Source organism: Leptolyngbya sp. BL0902 (genome assembly GCF_016403105.1).
Lineage (GTDB): Bacteria > Cyanobacteriota > Cyanobacteriia > Phormidesmidales > Phormidesmidaceae > Nodosilinea.
This window is the reverse complement of record NZ_CP046155.1, coordinates 1847823-1870911: the sequence shown is the minus strand read 5'-3', so window position 1 is coordinate 1870911 and position 23089 is coordinate 1847823. Positions and strand designations below refer to the sequence as shown.

The following is a 23089-nucleotide window of genomic DNA, read 5'->3' as shown; positions in this document are numbered from 1 at the left end:
TCTCCCCATTATTAACCCTCCACCAAGGCCCGAAAGCGGTCGTCGTGGCGGATGGGGTCAAAGTCGGTGTCGGTTTTGGCCATGGTGCGATACTTGGGGTCTAGGGCAATGGCCCACCGAAGTAACTCTAATGCCTCATCTAAGTTGCACGTTCTACTTACAGTAAACGCTTTATTGTAAATAGCATTGGCATATTGAGGGTTAATCTCAATAGCTTTATCGAAACAAATAATGGCCTCATCAAAGCACCCCTTCATTGCCAAGGCATAACCTTTGCTGTCCCAAGCTTCATGATAGTCGGGTTCGATGGCTAGGGCTTGGTCAAAGGTAGCGATGGCAGCCTCATGCTGCCCTAATTTCCCCAGCGCAATCCCTTTGTTGTTGAGCGCTTCATGATCGTCGGGTTCGATGGCTAGAGCTTGGTCAAAAGCAGCAATAGCGGACTCGTACTGACCTAAGTGATCCAACGCAATTCCTTTGTTGTAGAGTGCGTTGTGTTTATCGGGTTTGATGGCTAGGACTTGGTCATAAGCGGCGATGGCGGCCTCATACTGCCCTAATTTCTCCAGCGCAATCCCTTTGTTGTTGAGTGCCTCATGCAAGTCGGGTTTGATCGCTAAGGCAGCATCGTAAGTGGTTATTGCGGCTTCATAATAACCTAAGTTGCTTAGCGTATTCGCCTTATTGTTGAGCGCTTCATGATTGTTGGGGTTGATGGTCAAAGCGGCGTCGTAGCAACTGATCGCGGCCTCATGCTGGCCCAAGATTTCCAGCACAATCCCTTTGTTATTGTTAATCAAGCCATGGAATTCGGGTATCACGGCGACTGCTGCAGCGGCATCGTAGCTTGCGATAGCCTTTTTATAGTCACCAGTTTCGTTTTGGGCGTTGCCTTGCAAAAAATAGATCAAAGCTTGCAGGTTGCTATCTTTAGTTTCTTCACCCTGGGCAACTTGAATTCGAGCTTGAATCTTGCGTTCTTCAGCGTGGGTATCCGCAAAGGTAAAGATGGCGGATCGCCAGTCGAGGAAATCGGCGGCGCGGCGGAGGAAGTATTTGAGGGCAAAGGGCGGCACCACAAACACAAAGCACAGGTGGCCAAAGTGGTCGCGGAAGTTGTCGCGTTGTTGGTTGAGGTGGCTAAGCAGGGGCGGCAGGGTATCGAGGTTGTAGTAGTCGCCTTCGCCGCCATAGCCCGGTTTAATATCAGCTTCTAGGGATTTTTCGATGCCTTGGATGAAGAGGATATTGAGGTCGGCCAGGTCGGGGCGTTCGGCTACCAGGTTGTAGAGATTGGTGATGGGTTCCGTGAGGGTGAGGGTGCCGATGGTTTTCTGGGGCAGGTCGGTTTGGAGGCGCTGCAAAAGTTCCTGGGCCTTGGCGGGGCTGGCTTGGATAAACAACAACCCAAACCCTTTTCGGCGGCGCAAAGACCGTCGCAAAGCCTGGTATTGGGCTTCGGGGTCGGCGGCAATTTGTTTGGCCGTTTTTGCCAGGGTCATGGAGAGTTAGGAGAAGGGGTTTTGGGTCATGGCGCGTTGGAAGGCTGGGAGGTCTTCGATGAGGGGGTGGACGTTGTGCCAGCGGTGCAGTTTGCCTTGCTGATCATAGTAGCGATATTCCAGCAGACAGCGGTTTAGCAATAACCGTAGACAGTGGGGATCGTTGTCGGCAAAGCGGTTTTGGCAGACTTGGGCCAACAGTTTCCATTGGTCGGCCTGGATGGTGTTGAGGTAGGTTTCGCGGGCTTCTTCGATGGCAATTTGCACCGCTTGGGCCGTAATCGGCAGGCGATCCGTCCAGTCGATGGCCCGCTGAATGAGCTGCATCAAAATTCGCAGGTGTCCGCCGCTCATCAGGCATAGATGTTCTAGGGTCTCCGGGCTGTCGAAGAGTTGGCTATCTAAGTGTTCTGCTAGGTCAGCATCAATCAGCGCCACCCGTTTTTGGATAATTTCTCGAAACTTGGCCAGCCCCTCTGGGTTGAGGGTGCCATCGGGGTAGCGCACCATCACCATGGGCAACACGTCGGGCTTGTCATAGTTGTCCTCCAGGCGGGTGGCCCGTTCGGAATAGACCATGGAAATCGGCACGGTGTAGATCACATGGCAGGCTAGTCCCCGCAAAATTTCGCTGCGGTTGAGGTAAATTTCGTCGTAGTTGCTGGGCTGTCCTTCTTTCTGGATTTCCACTATCCGATCCAGGTTGTCCGCCATGATCACAATGCCGGGGCAGGTTTCCGGCAGGGTTTTCTGGGCTTCCTGAATAAAATCGTTCAGCGCCGCCACTAGGGAAGGGGTGTAGTCGTTCACCTTTTGGCGAATTTCCCGCCGTTTGTCGGGGATGGTGCGCAGGGTGGAGCTAATGCTGCCAAACTGGGCAATCTGACCCTCCAGGCTCAGCCCATCAAACTGCACCTCCGAGCGGGCCAGTTCCTTCATCGATTCCCACCGCTCCCGCAGCCAATCCACTAGGGGGTTGTGATTGTCGATGGGGATGCTTTGTACCAGGTGGCGGGTGCAGGCAAACAGAATATCGGCATACTCCGCATCCTGGGGTTCCAGGTCTTCGTTATCGGCGGCAAAGTACACCACAAAATAGCCCCGCCCCTCCAGAAACTCCCGCAGCCGCAGCAGTTCCGTGGATTTGCCCACCCCCCGATGGCCCGTATACAACTGACAGGTGGGTTCCTTAGATCGGGTGATGCGTCGGCCCAGTTCGCGCACCACATCCCAACGCCCCCGCACCTCCTGGCAATCCACGTAGGCTTCCTTCACCGGAGGCTTAAACGGCTCAAAGGAACTGTAGATTTCCGTCAGCAGTTCTTCATCGCTGGGGCGTGGGGTGGCGGTCATAGGGCAGGTTATGGGTCAAATTGTTTGAATTTTACCCCCAGGGTTTGGTCTTGCTCGTACAGTGTTTTCCCCTCAGCCAAGAGTTGGCGGATAAAGGGGCGAGATCCGCACATCGGGCTCATTCTGCCGGGGTGTAGAAAATCAGAACGACGGCATGGTCAGGTCGGGAGAGAGGGGTTGATGCCATCCTAGTACAGATATCCAAGGTTGCCGACGGGTGGATGAAGGACGGTCTTGACCAGGTCAGGCTTCAATAGTCCCTCAGTTCTGGGCGTTTGCGGGCGATGACGATGAGTTGATCCTTGGGGCCAAGGCGATAGTTGGCGGGGGGATTGACCAAGGTGTGTCGATTGGGGTAGCTCAGTTCTACGGCCACCAGCAAGGCATCGTGGGATCGTTTGAGGCGATCTACCGCCTGCCAAAAGGAGAGATCCACCCAGGAGGGGAGAATGGGCACCTTATAGAACTGATTGCCCACTTGCACTGTGAGCAGTTCGGCCATCACCTCCACTGAGCCTTGGGTGCGGGCGGAGGTGGCGATCATGTGGCTGGTCACTTCGTCGGCCACGATCACGTCATCTACTCCCGCCGCCTTGAGTTGGACGTCGTTGCGGCGGTCGAGCAGTTGGGCGCAGGTGTAGATGGCGGGGTTAATTTTTTCGATGGTGAGGGCAGCGAGGACGGTGCGGGCGTCGATGTCTTGGTCGCTGCGGGGGCGGGTGGTGTCGGCCAATAGGATGGCGCGGGCGGACTGGGCAATGTTGATGGATTTGAGCACGTCGATGCGGGTGTAGTCGGCCACATGGAAATAAATGTGGGACAGGTTGAGGTGACGCAACGACCGTTCTGGGGTTTCCTCAAATTCGGCGATGATCAAAATCGGGCTGTCCTGCAAGCCGCCGTCAAACAGCAACTCTTCAACGATGTGGCGTCCGTTGCGGTTCCAGCCGCAGATCACCGTGTGGTTTCTCAGTTCGTCCAGGGCCATCGTCCGATACTCCATGGTGGATCGCAGTCGTTGTACCATCACCGCTGACACTAGCCCTGTAATCACCGCAAACAGGGTCAGCCCGCCCAGCATCACCATCAGCGTCAGGATGCGCCCCACCAGAGTAACGGGTTCGGCCCCAATCGGCTCGGCGGCAACAAGGGTAAACAGGCTCCACCACAGGGCTTGGGGCAGGTTTTCAATGTCGTCGTTGATGCCCCCTTCAGCCAGAAAAATACCCAGGCCACCCCCCAGTAGCAGCACTCCCAGGATAGCTACTAGGCCAATCTGCGCTCCCAGACCAATGGCGAGGGCGGGGTAAATTCGGCCTAGGTTGCGGTTTAGCAAAATGCCCACCCGCAGCAGCCGCAGCAGCCGCAACAGCCGTAGCACCACAATCTGAGTGGGGAAGGGAATTACCGCCAGAATATCCCACCAGTAATGCTTGAGGAAGCGCTGTTTATTCCGGGCTGCCCAACCGCGCAGTCCTAGTTCTAGCCAAAACGCCCCGGTTAGCCAGCGTTGAAGCCCTACGACTACCCCGTGGCCCCCACTGCCAAAGGGCAACCCTACCTCAATAAAAACCAACAGCACTGAGGCCAAAATCAGCCCAATCAGCATGAACTCGATGGTGGGCGAGTGGAGGGCACGATCCACCCGCTGCTGCATGGAAGGGGCGAGAGAGGGGGGCGTCATGGCCACGGGGTAAAACAGCACCCATTACCATAGCCAATTTTGCGGAGAGGAGAGGTTTATTTGGGCACAGCCAGCAGGTTACAAGGATTGGTCTAGGGCCAGTAAGAAATCGCAGGAAAATCATCTCGCATTTTCATCGTTCTAGCTCTTGGAAAATGCCCGATTGCAGGTGAGGCTCTGGTTGACAGACAAAAGTTTCTGATTCGGGCGCGAAAACTGCGCCCCTACAGCCCTGGGTTTATGTGGGGGACAGGTTTCCTGACCCTTTAGCAGATGTAGGTTTGAGCAAGTTTTGTCAGTCAATCAGGGTGAGTCTGGGCCGTTTCTGCTTCCACGAGGTCAGATGAGTCCATCCCCTTAAACTTAAATTAAATCGTGCCCTAGGCCACAATCCTTGCGTTCTGACTTTGATCTGATAGGGTATAGTCGCTTGTCGTTCGTGCTCGGCACGTCATACCGTCCGTTACTGCAATTATTCGGAGCCTAAGGTCTACCCATCCATGGACAACACTGCCACCACCGATGCCGCTGTCGCCATTGCCCTGGCTGGAGAACGCACGGGTTCCAGCATTGACAGCATTAAGCGGGCGTTTTTGAACAATTTGTTTTTTGTACAGGGCAAGCCCGTCGCCTTGGCCACCCAGCACGATTACTACATGGCCCTGGCCTACCTGGTGCGAGATCGGATGCTGCACCGATGGAACACCACCGCCGAGCGCTATACCCAGGCCGGGGCGCGGACGGTGTGCTACCTGTCGGCGGAATTTTTGATGGGGCCACACCTGGGCAATAACTTGATTAACCTGGGCCTTTATAACGAGGTGAAGCAGGCGATTGAAGAACTGGGTCTGGATTTTGATGAGTTGCTGGCCCAGGAGGAGGAACCGGGGCTGGGGAACGGCGGCTTGGGACGGCTGGCGGCCTGCTATCTGGATTCCATGGCGTCCCTGGAAATTCCGTCCCTGGGCTACGGGATTCGCTACGAGTTCGGCATTTTTCACCAGGATATTAAGGACGGCTGGCAGGTGGAGCGCACCGACAAATGGCTCCGCAACGGCAACCCCTGGGAGGTGGTGCGTCCTGAGTGGGCGGTGGAAGTGAAATTTGGCGGACATACGGAAACCTACACCGATGACCAAGGCCGCTATCGGGTGCGCTGGGTGCCGGAGCGCGAAGTGCTAGGCGTTCCCTACGACACGCCGATCCTGGGCTACCAGGTGAACACTGCCAACACCCTGCGCCTGTGGAAGGCCGAGGCCGTCGAATCCTTTGACTTTGAGGTGTTTAACCAGGGCAACTACTACGGCGCGGTGGAGAAAAAGGTCTCCTCCGAGAACCTGACCAAGGTGCTCTACCCCAACGACGAAACCCAGGCCGGGAAGCAACTGCGCCTAGAGCAGCAGATTTTCTTTGTCTCCTGTTCCTTGCAGGATATGTTCCGCATCCTGGCGGGGCAGGGTTTGCCCGTGGAGAAGTTCCACGAAAAATTCTCCATTCAGCTCAACGACACCCACCCCGCCATTGCCTCGGCGGAACTGATGCGCCTGCTGCTGGATGAGCACGGTCTCGACTGGACGCTGGCCTGGGAAATTACCCAAAAAACCTTCGCCTACACCAACCACACCCTGCTGCCCGAAGCCCTGGAAAAATGGCCGATCAGCCTCTTCGGCAAGCTGCTGCCCCGCCATTTGGACATCATCTACGAAATCAACCGCCGCTTTTTGGAACTGGTGCGGATGAAGTTCCCCAAGGATGCCGGACGGTTGGCGCGGATGTCGCTGATTGACGAAAGCGGCGAGCGCTACGTGCGGATGGCGAACCTGGCCTGCGTGAGTAGCCATACCATCAACGGCGTCGCGGCCCTGCATAGTGAATTGCTGAAGCAAACCGTTCTGCGGGATTTCTACGAACTGTTCCCGGAAAAATTCTGCAACGTCACCAACGGCGTTACTCCCCGTCGATGGGTGGTGCTCAGCAACCCCCGCCTCAGCACCCTGATTACCAGCCGCATTGGCGACCGCTGGATCAAGCACCTCGACGAACTGAAGCAGATCGAACCCCTCGCCGACGACAGCGGTTTTCGCGACGAGTGGCACGACATCAAACAGGCCGTCAAACGGGATCTGTCCAGCCGCATCCACGATCAGTTCGGCATTTTGGTCGATCCCGCCTCCCTGTTCGACGTGCAGGTGAAGCGCATCCACGAATATAAGCGCCAGCACCTCAACGTGCTGCACATCGTCACCCTCTACAGCCAGCTCAAGCAAAACCCCAATCTGGAGATCACCCCCCGCACCTTCATCTTTGCGGGCAAGGCGGCTCCGGGCTATTGGATGGCCAAGCTGATGATCAAGCTGATCACCGCCGTGGGCGACATGGTGAACAAAGATCCCGACCTGCACAACAAGCTGAAGGTGATCTTTCTGCCCAACTACAACGTCACCAACAGCCAGCGCATCTACCCCGCTTCGGACTTGTCCGAACAAATTTCCACCGCTGGCTACGAAGCTTCCGGTACAGGCAACATGAAATTCGCCATGAACGGTGCCCTCACCATCGGCACTTTGGATGGGGCCAACGTCGAAATCCGCGATGCCGTGGGGGCCGACAACTTCTTCCTGTTTGGCCTCACCGCCGACCAGGTGGTGGATCTCAAGGCCCAGGGCTACAACCCCTACGCCTACTACCAGGCCAACCCCCTGCTGAAGGACGCCATCGACCTGATTGCCTCCGGCCACTTTTCCCAGGGGGACGGTGGCTTGTTCAAGCCCCTGCTCGACAAACTGCTCTACCAAGACCCCTACCTGCTGTTGGCGGATTATCAGTCCTACCTCGACTGCCAGCACACCGTGGGCGAGGCCTACAGCCACACCGATAGCTGGACACGCATGGCCATCCTCAACGCCATTCGTATGGGGATGTTCTCCTCCGACCGCTCCGTCCGCGACTACTGCAACGGCATCTGGAAAGCCTCGCCCCTGCCCATCACCCTCACGGAATACGCCGACGGGGACTTTGGCCTAGGCAATGAGCTAACCTGCCGGATTCAGTAGAATAGGGGATTTTTTGCTAGCATGGGCAGGCCTAGGCTTCAAAAGCTCAGGGATCAAACGCCTAAACCCAGCCTTCAAATCTAAGTCCTCATTGTACGTTTTACCTTTAAACTCAGCTCTAATCGGCTGAGTTTTTTGTTGACAAAGCTAATCCATGGAGGAATTCTTGATTATTAGTTTCTTACTAGCGCAAGCGATGAACTTAGACAGTTCTACGGCGGTCAATGGTCAAACAGCGACAGATATTCCTGAACTCGCTATTCTTCTGATTACCCTGCTGCTTGTGGCAACAACGGTGGCCCTAGTCACGCAGCAATTGCGCATTCCCTACGTGACCGGGTTGGTACTGGCGGGTTTGCCCCTGACAAATTTTTTATCTCGCCAAGTCGGCCTCGATCCTTCTTTAGTCCTCAATCTTTTTCTGCCTATTCTAATTTTTGATGCGGCAATTAATACGGATATTAGCCGACTCCGAAGTACATTCAAACCCATTGCCATTTTGGCTGGGCCTGGGGCCATTCTCTCCTCAGCTATTATTGCTACCGTCGTAAAATTTGGGCTAGGGCTAGAGTGGATTCCGGCCTTCTTAGTCGGGGTCATTCTGGCCAATACCGATACAGTTTCCATCATTGCCGTCTTTAAAGAAATTCAGGTTCCCTCTCGGCTTTCAACCATCGTAGAGGGCGAAACGCTCTTTAATGACGCCGCCGCCTTGGTGTCGTTTAACCTGCTCCTCGCCATCTACACCACGGGTAGTATCACCGTTGCCCAAGGTATCCAAGAGGTGTTGGCGGTGGCCTTAGGGGGGGCGATTGTCGGTGGCGTTTTGGGCTATCTCTGTTTACCCGTTTTTGTGCGCCTACAAGACCCACTCAGTAGCCTGTTATTGACCGTAGCCCTAGCTTTAGGAACGTTTCAGATTGGGCAATTTTTGGGTGTATCAGGGGCCGTTGCCGTTGTGGTCGCTGGCCTTGTATTCGGCAATTTTGGGCTACCCAGAACTGAGTCTGCCTCAGATCGAATCACGCTGATTAGCTTCTGGCAATATGCAGGTTTTATTGTCAACACATTTATTTTTCTACTGATTGGCATTGAAATTAATCCGCTAGCCCTATGGCAGGCTCTACCCTCAATTTTATTAGTTATTTTGGCCTACCAGTTAGGGCGTATTTTCTCTGTATACTCACTTCTAGCCCTGTTGCGGTGGATTGATCGTCCCATTCCCCTATCGTGGCAGCATGTCTTGGTGCTTGGGAATATCAAGGGTTCGCTTTCTATGGCCTTAACCGTGGCTATTCCTTTGACACTGACAGGGCGTGATTTCATTGTTGAGGTCGTGTTTGGAGCGGTGTTATTTTCCTTGGTTATTCAAGGATTGGCATTGCCTTGGCTGATCAAAAATCTCAATATCAGCCATGTGTCGAATGTAATCCAAGAAATTGGGGCTCTCCAGATTCAATTGATTGCGGCGAAAGCGGCCCAAGATGAGTTAGATAACCTGTTAAAAGCAGGTGTTCTATCTAAAGCTGTCTACGAAGAACTATGGGCATCCTATCAAGCGAAGGTCGCCGTTTCAGAACGAGTATTGAGAGATGCTTACAACCGTTCGAGAACAGGGCAGTCAGAGCGTCACGATAGTCAGCTAGATAGCATTCGGCGGCAGTTGTTGTTAGCCGAAAAGGGAGCTGTCAGCAATGCACTCCGAAAACGCATTGTTCCAGAAGATTTAGTCAGTTCCTACGTTAAAGATTTGGATGAGAAACTTCTATCGCTGGACGATGATTAGTGTAAATACCTAGGTAGTTGATCATAGTCTTCACTAAATCGGGACGAGTTACCATGAGAATGGTTGATCCCGCCTCCAAAACAGTAAGTAGAATGGCTAAATTAAAATTAAGTTTGGCTCCGGGTTTCGACTGCGCTCAACCCTCCTGCTGCCTTGCGTGGGGGCATTGAGGGAAGTCGAAATGCGTCTTATCCATAATTGTAACCCCTTACTTATTGCCGTTCGGAATTTCCAGCCCAGTGTGGGGATAGCGCTGGTAGTCCATAATCAGCGGACCCTTAGAGAAATCCTAGTCTTGGCCAATTTGGGCCACCGTCTGAACAGCCACATAGGCATCATTAGAAATCGGCAGCTTAAGCACCTCAACTTGGCCCGACTCGAAGTTTATCGCTGACTGCGCTGCCCTCAAAGGCCATAACGCCAATTTTTTCACGGGCAAATCGGCACGCCAGAGGATCGACATCAACCATAAATCATGGCGACCGTGCGACCTAGGTTGAGAAGCTGTTGGGCTAACCCTAGCCCCATCATGCCCGCCACAACGATCCGAGGTTTGGGATGTTCCTCGGCCCGTCAATGTCAAGATTCTCTAACAGCCGCGCCCCAATCGCCACTCAATCCAGAATTCTTTGCTAACATCAGCGGTACTAAGCCAACAAGGCTCATCAATCCAACCGATTTATCAAATCTTTCAATCCAACCCTTAAATCCACCCTTTACCCCCAACCCAGCTCTGGACGGCTGGGTTTTTTGTTGGCTTCAGGCGAGTGCTTTGCCCATCAGCACATAGTCTCGGAAAGGCTGGCTATAGCGACGACTGAGGCTGAGGGACGGATTTTGGCAATGCATCAAGGCGTGGATGGCCTGCCGATAGCCCTGGTGATATCCGGCGCGGTGGGCTGCTTCAAGTAGCGTTGTTCCCAGTCCGGCATAGGCTCGATTGGGCCAAATTGCCAGGGTTTTGATGATGAATCGTTGGGAATCCGTCGCCAGCAGGTCGGGTAGAGCGAGGACAATCCCGACTAAGTGATCGTGATCCCAAGCGAGTTGAATCAGGGCCGGATCTACCTGGGATAGCAGGGGCCGCAGATGTTGGATAAACAGCGGCTCTGGCAAGGGCTGGAACAGGGGCTGGCGTCGAAAGCTGGCCATCACCAGGGCGTAGATGTTGGGCAACAGGGCTTCAACCGCCACACCCTGGGCCGACTGAATCTGTACCGAGGCCGGAGTATGTCGCTGTCGTTGGGCAGAATGGGTCTGCGTCAAATCCAGACACAGGCGCGATACGTACTTGGCCACGGGGGTAAATCCGGCTTGGAGGAACCAGTCTACCCAGCGCGGATCGGTCTGGGGTTCACCGAAAAATGGGGGGCCGTTGTCCCAGGTCAGGGCGCAACGGTAGCTTTGCCAGGTGGTGCCATCCATCGGCCCTAGGGCTAGGGTGCAGCCCTGCTGACGCAGAACATCCCCCGCTTGGTGCAAAAATGCCACGGCGGCCTCGGTGTCGGTCGCCTCCAATCCGCCCAATCGCCCTACCCTTGGCGATGCGGTCGCCCCTAGGTCGCCGTCCCACCTGTCTGCTGTCCATACCCCCTCAAACCCATCCCACCACAGGGAACCACAGGCCGCTACCGCATCTCCCCGCCACAAATCACCCATTGCCTGGGGGGCAAGTGGCTGGTGAGTCGGCGGCACGTCTGGCCTAGCCCGGTGTAGACGCAAGGGGTTGGATGGATGGGGGGCATGGCTATCTTGCATCTGGGAAATGGGGCGAGGGAACCGCTCCCCTCCGGGTGGGTTGCGGGTGGGGACGGGATGATTGTGGATTCAAGGGTAGCCTAGACCCAAAAAAAGGGCATCTTTGTAGATGCCCTTGGGCTGCTCCAGCTACAGCGCAGACTGAAAACCCTAGCGGTTTTAGTCTTTTAGCGCAGACTAAAACCGCTGGATATTTGGTGGAAACAGGGGAAGGCAAACATCCGACGATGCAGCCACCCCGTCCCAATGGCGTCTAGGCCAGTTGGTGCAGTTCAGCTTCCAACTGCTGCACCAGGAGGTCATTGCCCTGGGCCTTGGCCACCGAAAGACGATGATCTAAGGAACGCTGAATATTCGTGCGATGGGCGGTGCTGGCCTCCATCAACAGGTGGCGGCGGGCCTGCATCATCGGGCTATCGGCGCTTTTAATGCCCTGAAATACGGGCTGGCGAACCTCTGCCGCAGGGCTAGCACTTACGGGCTGAACACGTCCTTGGGCGGTGGTTTCATAGCCCACGCCACGGTAGGTATAGCGAGCCACAGGCTGGGGCACAGGCACATGGCTAGGGTAGGAGAAGGTGAGGGTACGGCCTCGGTAGCAGCCCGTGATCTCACTGTCTTTCATTTCGAGAGAGGGGAGATTCTGTTCGTACTCAACCCCGCGATAACACAGTTTCATAAACGCTCCTGTCAAAAAAGGATTCAACAACGGCTCAGAGGGCGCGTTCCTTCAGGAGACAGCTCCTTACTTCCGTCTAGGCTTAGGGGGCAGTGCCGTCCTAGGGAAGCCCAGATGAACGTTTAGATGTTCTGTATTCAATTTTACGGAAATCTCTCTATGTCAACAACTCATGGCATTTTGTTAAGCTTGGCTCTAAAAAGCCTGAAGCCTTCTCTGGGAAAGGCTTTTAAGCCATACGCTGCCCCAGGCCAATCTGCAAATCTTTACCAATGGAGCCGCTAGAATCCCAATTTCCTGCTTTCTAGCGCCCGAGTTCGCCAAGACAGATCAGGATCTATCCCCCAGCTAGGGATAGACCGTAGGGTGCTACTGGCGGAATAGAACAATAGCAGCACCTAGTCTAGGCGGTAGGGCCGCCCGCAGATCGCTACGCCGCCCTGCGCTGCCGAACGGCTCTAGGGCTCAATCGGCCTTTGCATTGGCCCTAGGTAGCGGGTGAGGTAGGGGGAAAAGACCTCGTAAATCAGCGTTAGGGGTTTGCCTCGGTGCCAAAACAGGTAGTGACGGCCCCAAAACGGCCCCGGTTGGCCAAAGGCAGCTTCTAGGGCTGGAGAGTTGCCAAAATAGAGCCCCTGAATATCGCGATACAGTTCTGTCCGCAGGCGGGCGAGGCTGGCCCAGATCGGCAGAGATTTATTGTGTAAATACTCGTCCACATGGCTGGCTTCCCACCAGGAGGCGGCATAGGCGAGACGCTGCCCGGAGGCGGTTCGGAGCCACACCTGGCGGCGCACCCGTGGCCCCGGCACTACGCGAATAATGTCCGGTGCCCCGTCCAAATCCATGCCCACGCGGGACATATCAATCACGTCTACTTCGGTGGGTTCGCGGGTCAGCAGTTGCAGGTGGCGGGTGGGGGAACCGTCGCCCAACAGCAAAATTTGCCATGCCGGGGCCATTTGGTCGTGGGGGAGCCCCTGCTGCACCAAGGGCGATCCGGCCTGCCACTGGGGTTCTAGGGCGTGCCAAGCACAGGGGAGGGCGTTGGGGTTTATCGGCTGGGTTGCAGAGGCCAAGGTGTGTTACAAAAGTTCATCTCTAGCTTCATAGTAAACCTTGTGCTTCGGGTGGGGGTAATGTTGCCCACGGGATCGGGCGGCAGACGGGTAAAGATCTCGATTGAGGGGGCAGACTGGGCCAGACAGATTCCCCCCGGCGGGGATTCGTCTAGGATAGGAGAACAGTTCAGGCGGCGGCTATGGCGCGATCACGGCTACAAAAATTAGGCACTTACCTCGGCCCCCATTGGCCCAAGGCGGCGTTAGGGGTGGGGGCATTGTTCCTGGTAAATCTACTGGGCGTGTGGATTCCGCTGCTGATCCGCGACGGCATCGACGAATTGCAAGTCGCCTTCAGCTACGACCGGGTGCTGTACTACGCCCTCATGGTCTTCGTTCTGGCCACGGTGATGTGGGGGATTCGCATGGTGTCGCGGATTACCCTATTTGGGGTGGGGCGACAGGTGGAGTTTGACCTGAAGCAGCGCATTTTTGAGCATTTGCTGAAAATGGAGCCCGCCTACTTTAGCCGCAACACCGCTGGAGAGTTGATCAGCCGCGCCACCAGCGATGTGGACAACATTCGGCGGCTGCTGGGGTTCGCCATCCTCAGTTTGGCCAACACTGCCTTTGCCTACGCCCTCACGATTCCGGTGATGCTGTCCATCAGTGTGCGGCTGACCCTGATTTCCCTGGTGGTCTATCCGGTGATGCTGGTACTGGTGCAGTCCTTCAGCAACCGCCTGCGCCAAGAGCAGATGGAGCTACAGGAGCGGCTGTCTCGCCTCAGCGACCTGATCCAAGAGGACATGAGCGGCATTGCCCTGATCAAAATCTACGCCCAGGAAGAGAACGAGCGGCAAGCCTTCCAGCGCCTCAACCACGACCTGCTGAAGGCTAACCTCACCCTCTCGAAAACCCGCAACACCCTGTTTCCGCTGCTGGGGGGGCTGGCCAGCATTAGCCTGCTGGTGATTTTGGCCACCGGGGCGGGCACCATTGCCCAGGGCGGCATCACCGTGGGCGACTTTGTGGCCCTGCTGCTGTACGTGGAGCGGCTGGTGTTTCCCACCGCCCTGCTGGGGTTCACCATCACCGCCTACCAGCGCGGCGAGGTCAGTATCGACCGGGTGGAGGCCATTCTGGAGGCCGAGCCCAAAATTCAAGACCATCCGCCCCTGGTGCCGCTGCCCGTCACGGCGGTGGATGGACGCCTAGAAGCCCGCGACCTCAGCTATACCTATCCCGGCAGCGAGACCCCGTCCCTAGATCGGGTCAGCTTTTCCATCGCGCCGGGGGAACGAATCGCCATTGTGGGGCCGATTGGCTCCGGCAAATCCACCCTGGCCAACGCCCTGCCCCGCCTGCTGGAGGTAGAGCCAGGGCAGCTCAAAATTGATAACCGTGATGTGCTAGAAGTGCCTCTGCAAGACCTGCGGCGAGCCATTGCCTACGTGCCCCAGGACAGCTTTTTGTTTAGCACCAGCATCCAAAACAACATTCGCTATGGTGTACCCCTAACGGATTTTGGCGAGGTGCAGTACGCCGCCAAACAGGCCCAAATGGACGCCGAAATCCAGAACTTCCCCCATCAGTACGACACGATTGTGGGGGAACGGGGGATTACTCTGTCGGGGGGCCAGCGACAGCGCACCGCCCTGGCCCGCGCCCTGGTAATCGATGCCCCCATCCTGGTACTAGATGACGCCCTCTCCAGCGTCGATAACCGCACGGCCACCGCCATTTTGAACGCCCTGTCCGAGGGCACTCAGCAAAAAACCGTGCTGTTTATCTCCCACCAAATGTCTGCCGCCGCCACCGCCGACCGCATTTTTGTGATGGATCAGGGCCGCATTGTGCAGATGGGCACCCACAGCGACCTCCTAGCCCAGGGGGGCCTCTACCGGGAACTGTGGGAGCAACACCAGCTCGAAGCCGAACTGCATTGATCTCTGTTGGGGGTCGGCCCATCAGGGTGGCTGAGCGGCTCCTAACGCGACGCATCCGGTTCGGCCTCCGCTACCGAAGCATCGACTGATGGCACTGCGGTGAGTGTCCTGACTAGCCCAAGGTTTCTCGGTAGCGGGTGAGCAGGGGCAAGAGGTAGTCGTAGCCGTCTACGCCAATGGCGGCAAGAATCTGGGGTCGATGGCTTTCGAGGGTGGCCTGAAACGCCTCTGGCCCCATCTGCCCCTGGAGAATGCTGAGCAAGGCGGCGGGTTGTCGCCAGTCGTCCGATCCCATTTGGTTGAAGAGATACATGGCCAACCCGCCCGTGAGAATAGCCTGATCCAGATCGTCCGATCCCTGCTGGGATGCCGCCAAATGGGCCAAATTTGACGCCACGAGGAACCTATCGCCAATGGCCTGGGCAATCTGTAAACCGTTGGTCAGGGCATGGATCGCGGCCTCATACTGGCCGAGCTTGAGGTAGGCAATTCCCAAACTATTGGCGCAGAGGGCCTGGCTGGGGCGATCCCCCACCTGGGCCGCCAGCGTTACCCCCTGCTCCAAATAGCTCAGTACCGCCTCATACTGCTCTGGCGCTAGGATTTGGGCCTGCCCCTGGGCCACCTGACTAGAGCCAAGGTTGGCCAGGGCATTAGCCTGACCCAGGGTGTCTCCCTGCTGGCGAGCCAGCATTAGTGCCCGCTGGCTGTGGCCCAGGGCCGTTTCATAGTCCTGTTGGGCGGCAGCGGTGCGGCTGAGGTGGTTGAGACTGGCAATTTCGCACCCGCTATCCTGGGCTTCGCGGGCGATGGTCAGGGCCTGCTGGTGGAAGGCCATTGCCTGGAGATAGTTGCCCATGGCCCGCTGAGAATAGCCCAGCAGCGTTAGGATGCGGCCCTTTGTGGCCGTATTGGGCACCTGCTGAAGGGGCTGATCCAGGTAGTCTAGCAGCGTTCGCAGGGGCTCCCCAGACAGGGCCGTAAACAACCCACCGTAGAGGGGGAAATAGGGCTGATTGGCAAACTGCCGCAACCCCTGTAGCAACACCTGAAAACTTCCTTGGGCCAGGGAGACTTGCCCCAGTTGGCTCAGGCGGCGCGCAATTTGGCTCCACACCACGGCAAAGCTCAAAAACGTGGCAATGGAGAGGCGTTTCCCGGCCTTGGGATCGTAGGGCTGTTGATCAAACCAGTTGACCAAGGCCCGCTGAAGCCGTTGCAGCACCACCACCCAGGCCACCCAGTCCGCTGTGAGGAGGGGCGCAGACAGGCCCGCTGCGGTAACGTTTTGGTTGAGGGCCACATCTTCAAACAGGTAGCGCAGGGATGGAAGCTGGGTCTGCTTACCCCAGAAAGCCCAAGGCCCCTGGGTTTCACGCCTATCCCCAAAACCGAGGGAGGACTGCCCTGCCGAAAAAATCCAGCCCACTACCTCGGTCTCTAGCCCCTGCCAGGTGGTAAGCCCCTGCTCCAACCCTTGAGCCAAGGCCTTGAGGTCAGGGCCAGTTTGGGCTTCGGGTTCCGTTGTTGCGGCCTGATGCAGGGTATGGGCCAACTGACGGAGCTGATCGCGATCCAGCGGTTGGGGCTGGTTGGGGTCGAGGGCCGTCAGCAGGGTTGTCAGCCGTTCCGTCGCCGCTCCCTGAACCAGCTCTGCCGCCACCCCAGTCAAGACAGCGGAGGCTTGGTTATCGGCTTGCCAGCGCTGCCACTCGGTCTCAATCATCTTCAGCGCCCGCTGCTGCCGTTGGGCCTTCGCCTGCTTGAATTCGTCCGCCTCCGTTAGCCCCTGCTCCACCTGAGCCAGCGTCTGGGCCAAGGCCCGCTCAAACAGTTCGCCGCTGCCCGGTTCGAGCCCCTGCTGCAACCGCCGATACACCTGTTGCTTTGACTGGATTTTGCCCTTCAGGGTATCCGTCACCAGTTGATCGATCAGCATTTGGTAGGGTGAGGTCATCGTTGAAAATTGGGGGGGATGGTGATCAGGATAACGGCAAATGTCCGAGAGAATCGTGGGAGAATGCCGTTGAGTCGCCAGAGTCCACCAGCCCTAGGCCGGACGGATTCCCAGGGTGGCTGTTGTCGGCTAGTTGTCGGCTAGATGTTCACTTACTGCTATCGCCATGTTTAATTTAGGTTGGCCTGAAGTTGCGATTGTGCTTGGCGTTGCGTTGCTCATCTTTGGGCCAAAAAAAATCCCCCAATTGGGTGGAGCCCTGGGCAAAACCCTGCGAGGCTTCAAAGAAGAGGTGAATGCGGCTAAGCCCAGTGAAACCGACCCCTACCAAGACGCTGAAGACGCCGACTATCGTTAGGGGCGTGGCCCGATTTCCCCGGCAGTTCGGGCTCTTTTGACCCCTCCACGGTCGGGTCGCCCTAGCCATTGGCATCTCCTGCCTGCAACCAGCCCTAGGACAACCAGGACTGGGCCGATTCCTGTCGCCTACTGTTGTTCAACCTACCGTCCAGCGTGGTGCCCATACCCAATCCCACGTATTTACCCCTGGTTTAAAGGCTGACCCTGCCCAGATGGATTTAAAATAAAAGTGTCCGACCCCTGAAAGCCCCCTGGGATCGGACACATTTATCTGTGAGAATGTTGAATAGGCAGGAGTTTGCTATTGCCCAATTGCCCCCAAGTGGACTCTAGCTGTCGCGTACCTGTATTCTCCAGAGCTACTTACATTGTCTAGGGTGCAAAGAAGCATGACTTCGAGATAAATACCGAATCTACCCTAGAGCGAGCGATTCAAGCAGGGCTGGATTCCGTAGGATTACCCAGGCTTTTAATTGATTTGTGTGATACTCAAGTGCCTTAGTCTCCGCATCGCTCACGAGTTTGGCTAAGACGACTGCTCTTCACCCGGCAGGGAGGCCGTCTCATCAACCCAGCAAACATGGGGAAAGCCGGGGCAAGGGGAAGGAGACGTCGGGAAATCTGGCCGTTGCGCTAAAAAGGTTCATCGTTTCTGAAAAAAGTGGCTATCATGGCCCATTAAGATTCGCTGCCTGGGCCAACTTTTGGCCCTAGGGTAGGTCTTTCGGCGGTTTTCGCCTCTGTGTGTTGTTCAGGTCTCACCATGATTAGCGCGGTTGTTCCCCCTCGGCCCATCGCCCAGCCCCAGCTTCCTCCAGCGGCCCCTCCGGCGGCCCCCCCTTCGGTGAAGGAACGGGCGGCGGCGGGCTATTTTCGGGACTTAGCCCTGTGGCTCAATGAGCCTCTGGTCAATCAGGGAATTTTTGTGCAGGTGCAGGCCGACGACCGACCGGGGTGCCTCAAGCTGACGGTGGAGTTTGAGCGGGCACCGATTCAGGATCGGCTGACGCGGTTTTTGTGCCATCGCGTTTGGCAACTCAACTCCGAACTGATTGAGGGCATCTACATTCTGGCTCGCCCAGTGGGGTGGCAGCGGGTGCTGTGGAAACAACGGATCAAGATTTCGACCCCGGCCCTGCGACGACGACAGGCCAACGATCAAATCGCCCAGGCCGTCCCTCGAAGCAAAGCCCCCCTGCCACCGTCCCTCCGCACTCCCCGTCGTCGCTCCGCGACAGCCTCCAAGGCCAACAGTCAGCGGTTTAAAACCCTGCGTACCATGATGCTGACTGGGTCGGCGGTGGCGGCCTTTGTGTTTGGCTGCTTGCTGGAGGTGATTCTGTCGGGGCCATCCCCCAGCTTGCCTAGTTTCTCTGCCCAGGTGCATGAGGATCGCTCCAGCGTTGGGGCAGAATCGTTAGATCTTCCCGGTGGTGCTTGGGATGCGGCGACCGCCGAGACAACCCCAGCATTGCGGCCCTCCACGGAGGCTACCCCAGGGCAGGCCGTGGGCCAAACGGTGGTTGATCCCGTAGGTCGATCCAGTACAACTACGGCGGCTCCAGCGGAGTTTCCCCGTCCGCCAAGGGCTCAGGGATCGAGTTCTCGTCCGTCGGTGGTGGATACGGCCCTAGAACCCGTGGCGGTGATTCCCCACACCAAGCCCAGCCCCCTGCCCTTAGATCAGGTGATGTTGCTCTTTGGGGGCGACATTTCTCTCGAAAACCTCAATTTTGCTGAAATTGAGGAAAATGGCGGATTTTTTGCCGATGTGGAAGCTTACTTTAAGGCAGACGTTTCCTTAGTAAACCTAGCGACTCCCCTTGCCACAGCAGCGACGACCCTCGAAGAGGGATTTCGTCAGCAGTTGCGCCCAGAGGCCGCGCGGATGTTGGCCAACAGCGGCGTTGATATTGTCAACCTCACCCACAGCAGCCTGATGCAGTACGGGGCTGAAGGGCTAGCGGAAACCCTGACCGCCCTCGACAGCAACGGCCTCTACCGGGTGGGGGCAGGGCGGAACGCCACCGAAGCCCGTCGTCCCGAAATCTTAGACGTGAAGGGCAAACGCATTGCCTACCTCAGCTATGCCATGGGAGGCAACAATGCCGCCATGGATACCAACGCCCTCAGAGAGCGGGCTGGGGCCAACGAAACCACCAACGAAGCGGTGGTGCGAGAGCTGGAGAACTTCAAGCGGTCTACGGCCTTCCAGGAGCGGGCGGGCTTTAATGCCCAGAACATGCCAGAAATTGTGCAAGATATCCAGGCTATCCGCGACCAGGTGGATTGGATTGTGGTGAACTTCCGCTGGGTCGATCACCTGGAGGAAACCCCCAACTTTGTGCAAACCAACCTGGCCCGCCTTGCCATTGACCAAGGGGCTGATGTGGTGGTGGGCTACCATCCCACCGTGATCCAGGGAGGAGAAATCTACAAAGGTCGGCCCATTGCCTATTCCCTAGGCGACTTTGTCTTTAAGCCTGACCAGCCCCTGCGCGATCAAGATTCAGCGGTGCTGAAGGTATCGCTGCAAGAGGATCAAATGCAGGTGGAGTTTGTGCCTGTGCGGATTCGCGACTCTCGGCCCCAAACCCTGTCTGGCCAAGAGGGACAGGCGGTGCTTCAGCGGATTCAGGAAGCCTCTGCCCAGTTTGAAACCCCCCTCCAGTCGTCCGTGGTGCTAGATTTGACCGCTCCGGCCATGCCATCCCCCGCCGACCTCGACCCCAGCAGCCCCTTCGTCACCCCCGACGCTGAGGATATCCTCATCCTCGATCCTGCACCCGTCGAGACCGAGGTGACGGAGCCAGACAATGGGGACGGAACAGAGCAGATCCAAGCGGACGACGCTAGCTCCCCAGCCACCGAGGACACCCCCAGCGATACCCTCGAACTGCCTCTACCCGAAGGCGAATCCGGCCTCGATTTGAACCAAATGGATCAAACCTTGCCGGAGTGGGGGCCGAAGGTTTCGCCCAGAGAGCAGGAGTTTAAGCCCGTTCCCCAAAACCGATCTGGGGCCGAAGACGATACCCTCGCCGCCCAAACCCAGCCCGACTTGCTGCGGCGACTTGTTGAATCCCTGCGCCCCTCTGGCCCTGCCGCCGAAGCCTGGAACGACACGGTGCCTGCGGTGCCTACGGCTCCCATGGAGGTGGCCCCCACGTCGCTGAGCCCAGATCCAGCGGTGGCCCCGATGGTTGACCAGGTTGCCCCGTCCGCGCCCCCCAGATCTCCAGCCCCCCAGCTAGCTGTGGATGTATCCCCCAGCCCCGCCGATGTTCCGGTGGCCGAGGAGCCAGGGGTAAACGAAATGCTGGAAGCCCTGCCCGAAGGGGAGGAGCCTGAGACCCCGAGCGCTGCTGCCGAGGAGAAGGAGGGCCGAAGCGAGGCTGCTCCGGTGGGGCAGGAGCCAGACCAGGGCAAAGAGACGATCCCAGCAGCGGCCTTCCCTGAAACAAAGGTCATTCCACCCCAAGCTGAGCCCCTAGTAGGGCCGCTCGGTGCCGCTGATAGCCCAGACGCCGTTGCTGGTGTGGCGGGGGCCAGGGGCGCAGAGGTTGCCTTGGCCCCAGAGCCAGCCCCGACAGCGACCCCTACGCCAGGGGTGCCTAGCCCAGAGGTCATCTCCAGCGCCGAGGATCAGTTCTAAGGGGTAGCTCTGCCCTGTCCTCCTAGGCTGCATTCTGTAAAGGAGACGTTGGCAGAGGGTGGCTTAGGGCATCCTAAGTCTAGGCCATGGGGGCACCTGTGGCCCTGTTGTCGTTCGTAAAACACCTATGCCTATCGATCTGTCTCAACTGCCGGAGGGGCTGGATGCCAACCTCTCCGAGGCCCTTGTGCGCTGTGCCCAACGGGCCGACGCGATTGATTTGGCCTACCTGGGCAATCGCGTCCAGGCTCACCTGCAACGGGCACGCTTTGCCGCCCAGGGGAGTTCTTTGGTCAATCTAGCCCAAGCCGAAGCCCTAGCCACGACCTATGACCGCTTGCTGGGCCAGTGGGCTACCCTGCCTGCCGTATCGCAGCCTTGGCTGAAGGGGGCCATGCTTTACTTTGTGGAAACCGATGACGATGACCCAGATTTCGAGTCGCCCGCTGGCCTAGAGGATGACGTGGTCGTGCTCAATGCCTGCCTACACTTGGCTGGGTTGGCGGCCTGGTGCGTGGATCCTCAGCAACGCTGAACCGAGGCCGAGGGATGGCACTGCCATGGCGATACAGCACCATCCCCGTGGCCAAGGGTTCAGCTCTAGGACGGCAGAAGCCTAGGCCCGGAACTTCTCGGTGACGCGGCGCATGGCTTCTACGACGTTCTCGCGGCTGTTGAAGGCGGAGATGCGGAAGTAGCCTTCCCCAGCGGCCCCAAAGCCCGAACCGGGGGTGCCCACCACGTGGCAGGTGTGCAGTAGTTTATCGAAGAAATCCCAACTGGATAGACTGTTGGGGGTTTTCACCCACACGTAGGGCGCATTGATGCCACCGTAGACGCTGATGCCTGCGGCAGTGAGCTGCTCGCGGATGATGCGGGCGTTTTCCATGTAGAAGTCAATCAGCGCCTTGGTTTGGGCTTGGCCTTCGGGGGAATAAACTGCCTCGGCCCCCCGCTGCACAAGGTAGGACACGCCGTTGAACTTGGTAGACTGGCGGCGATTCCACAGCCCATGCAGTTCCACCTCGCTGCCGTCAGCGGCTTTGCCTTTCAGGGCCTTGGGCACCACGGTCAGGGCGCAGCGAGTCCCGGTAAATCCGGCATTCTTCGAGAAGGAGCGGAACTCGATGGCACACTCCCGCGCTCCCTCAATTTCGTAGATGGAGTGGGGGATGGTAGGGTCGGTGATGAAGGCTTCGTAGGCGGCATCAAACAGGATGATGGAGCCGTGGGCGCGGGCGTAGTTCACCCAGGCTTGCAGGTGTTCCTTGGTGGCCACGGCCCCGGTGGGGTTGTTGGGGAAGCAGAGGTAGATCAGGTCTACTTTTTCGCTGGGGATGCTGGCCGTGAAGTTGTTTTCGGCGCTAATCGGCAGATAGACCAGCCCTTCGTATTCGCCCTTGTCGTTCACTTCGCCCGTGTGGCCCGCCATCACGTTGGTGTCTACATAGACGGGGTAGACCGGGTCGGTGACGGCGATGGAGTTGTTGTCGCCAAAGATATCGAGAATGTTGCCGCAGTCGCACTTCGAGCCATCGGAGATGAAGATTTCCGAGGCGTCAATGTCGCAGCCCCGAGCTTGGAAGTCGTGCTGGGCAATTTTCTCCCGCAGCCAGCCGTAGCCCTGTTCGGGGCCATAGCCCTTGAAGGAACCGCGATCTCCCATATCCTGCACCGCCTGGATCATAGCGTTGCGGCAGGCTTCCGGTAGGGGTTCGGTGACATCGCCAATGCCTAATTTGATGATCGGCGCATCGGGGTTAGCCTCCACGAAGGCATTGACCCGACGGGCAATTTCTGGAAACAGGTAGCCCGCTTTGAGCTTGAGGTAGTTATCGTTAATGGTAGCCATGCTGGTTTGTGTCGATTTGTTGCTTCAACCAGAGTACCGCCATTACCAGGGTGTTTTGGGATCGAAATTGCCCTAATTTCCCTAGCCTTGCAGCAGAACCACCACAAGGCTGATCAACAGCAAGGCCAGCACTGCCCCCAGCCCTTGGTATTGCCGCCACCGTTGACCGAGGAAGCCCCGCCGAGGGGGGAATCGATGCTCCTCTGTTTCTTGAATGGGAGGGCGGTAGAGGGTGCAGGTTTGGGCCTGGGGGCGCTGGGGAAAATTGCAGCTATCGTCAGCGTGGTAGCGACAGGTCGCGCAGAGGGGTTCGCCATCCAGCGCCCGGTGGAGGGGAATGCCAGGATGTCCATGGGCCTTGAGCACAAGCTGACAGCGAGGACAGTGAACCATCGCAGCGTCTAGGGCAGACTGACAGCGGGGGCAGGTTGGCATAGGCG

16 protein-coding genes and 1 riboswitch are annotated in these 23089 nt (G+C 57.4%); of the genes, 6 read left to right on the top strand and 10 right to left on the bottom strand.

Going from position 1 to position 23089, the window contains the following annotated elements:
- Positions 1-11: 11 nt before the first annotated feature.
- The 3 genes from GFS31_RS08370 to GFS31_RS08360 form a co-directional block, all read right to left on the bottom strand.
- Positions 12-1502 carry a tetratricopeptide repeat protein gene (locus GFS31_RS08370; RefSeq protein ID WP_198807725.1) on the bottom strand — a complete coding sequence of 497 codons (1491 nt, stop codon included), beginning with the start codon at positions 1500-1502 and terminating at the stop codon, positions 12-14.
- A gap of 6 nt (positions 1503-1508) precedes the next feature.
- Positions 1509-2855, bottom strand: a complete 1347-nt coding sequence (locus tag GFS31_RS08365; protein WP_198807724.1) for an ATP-binding protein — start codon at positions 2853-2855, stop codon at positions 1509-1511.
- Between the two features lie 250 nt (positions 2856-3105).
- The gene (locus GFS31_RS08360) at positions 3106-4539 is read right to left on the bottom strand and encodes a potassium channel family protein (RefSeq protein WP_198807723.1); all 1434 of its coding nucleotides are present in this window, start codon (positions 4537-4539) and stop codon (positions 3106-3108) included.
- Between the two features lie 500 nt (positions 4540-5039).
- On the opposite strand from GFS31_RS08360, the gene GFS31_RS08355 reads away from it, so the two are divergent.
- Together GFS31_RS08355 and GFS31_RS08350 are read left to right on the top strand one after the other, a co-directional pair.
- Complete coding sequence (locus GFS31_RS08355; RefSeq protein ID WP_198807722.1) at positions 5040-7592, top strand: glycogen/starch/alpha-glucan phosphorylase; 2553 nt, start codon at positions 5040-5042, stop codon at positions 7590-7592.
- 154 nt (positions 7593-7746) lie between these two features.
- On the top strand, positions 7747-9378 hold the full coding sequence (locus GFS31_RS08350) for a cation:proton antiporter (RefSeq protein ID WP_198807721.1): 1632 nt from the start codon (positions 7747-7749) through the stop codon (positions 9376-9378).
- A 289-nt stretch (positions 9379-9667) separates the two neighbouring features.
- Here GFS31_RS08350 and GFS31_RS21575 read toward each other — a convergent pair whose 3' ends face one another.
- From GFS31_RS21575 to GFS31_RS08330, 4 genes are all read right to left on the bottom strand, one after another.
- Positions 9668-9841 (bottom strand): hypothetical protein, encoded by a 174-nt coding sequence (locus tag GFS31_RS21575; RefSeq protein ID WP_198807720.1) that lies wholly within the window; start codon positions 9839-9841, stop codon positions 9668-9670.
- A gap of 296 nt (positions 9842-10137) precedes the next feature.
- Positions 10138-11037, bottom strand: a complete 900-nt coding sequence (locus GFS31_RS08340) for a hypothetical protein (RefSeq protein ID WP_198807719.1) — start codon at positions 11035-11037, stop codon at positions 10138-10140.
- A 352-nt stretch (positions 11038-11389) separates the two neighbouring features.
- Entirely contained in the window at positions 11390-11815 is a 426-nt protein-coding gene (locus tag GFS31_RS08335; RefSeq protein ID WP_198807718.1) for a DUF4278 domain-containing protein, read from the bottom strand.
- A 40-nt stretch (positions 11816-11855) separates the two neighbouring features.
- Positions 11856-11938: riboswitch (Glutamine riboswitch) on the bottom strand.
- Between the two features lie 335 nt (positions 11939-12273).
- The gene (locus GFS31_RS08330; protein ID WP_198807717.1) at positions 12274-12894 is read right to left on the bottom strand and encodes a chorismate lyase; all 621 of its coding nucleotides are present in this window, start codon (positions 12892-12894) and stop codon (positions 12274-12276) included.
- A 182-nt stretch (positions 12895-13076) separates the two neighbouring features.
- On the opposite strand from GFS31_RS08330, the gene GFS31_RS08325 reads away from it, so the two are divergent.
- Complete coding sequence (locus tag GFS31_RS08325) at positions 13077-14825, top strand: ABC transporter ATP-binding protein (RefSeq protein ID WP_198807716.1); 1749 nt, start codon at positions 13077-13079, stop codon at positions 14823-14825.
- 112 nt (positions 14826-14937) lie between these two features.
- Here the strand turns inward: GFS31_RS08325 and GFS31_RS08320 are convergent, their stop codons facing one another.
- The gene (locus GFS31_RS08320) at positions 14938-16782 is read right to left on the bottom strand and encodes a tetratricopeptide repeat protein (protein WP_198807715.1); all 1845 of its coding nucleotides are present in this window, start codon (positions 16780-16782) and stop codon (positions 14938-14940) included.
- A gap of 166 nt (positions 16783-16948) precedes the next feature.
- On the opposite strand from GFS31_RS08320, the gene tatA reads away from it, so the two are divergent.
- From tatA to GFS31_RS08305, 3 genes are all read left to right on the top strand, one after another.
- Complete coding sequence (gene tatA, locus GFS31_RS08315) at positions 16949-17140, top strand: twin-arginine translocase TatA/TatE family subunit (RefSeq protein ID WP_198807714.1); 192 nt, start codon at positions 16949-16951, stop codon at positions 17138-17140.
- 765 nt (positions 17141-17905) lie between these two features.
- Entirely contained in the window at positions 17906-20797 is a 2892-nt protein-coding gene (locus GFS31_RS08310) for a CapA family protein (protein ID WP_198807713.1), read from the top strand.
- Positions 20798-20924: 127 nt separating this feature from the next.
- The gene (locus GFS31_RS08305; protein ID WP_198807712.1) at positions 20925-21332 is read left to right on the top strand and encodes a hypothetical protein; all 408 of its coding nucleotides are present in this window, start codon (positions 20925-20927) and stop codon (positions 21330-21332) included.
- Between the two features lie 81 nt (positions 21333-21413).
- On the opposite strand, the gene GFS31_RS08300 is transcribed toward GFS31_RS08305, so the two are convergent.
- Both GFS31_RS08300 and GFS31_RS08295 read right to left on the bottom strand, forming a co-directional pair.
- A complete protein-coding gene (locus GFS31_RS08300; RefSeq protein WP_198807711.1) occupies positions 21414-22649 on the bottom strand; it encodes an LL-diaminopimelate aminotransferase in 1236 nt (411 codons plus the stop codon).
- An 81-nt stretch (positions 22650-22730) separates the two neighbouring features.
- On the bottom strand, positions 22731-23084 hold the full coding sequence (locus tag GFS31_RS08295) for a hypothetical protein (RefSeq protein ID WP_198807710.1): 354 nt from the start codon (positions 23082-23084) through the stop codon (positions 22731-22733).
- Positions 23085-23089 lie beyond the last annotated feature (5 nt).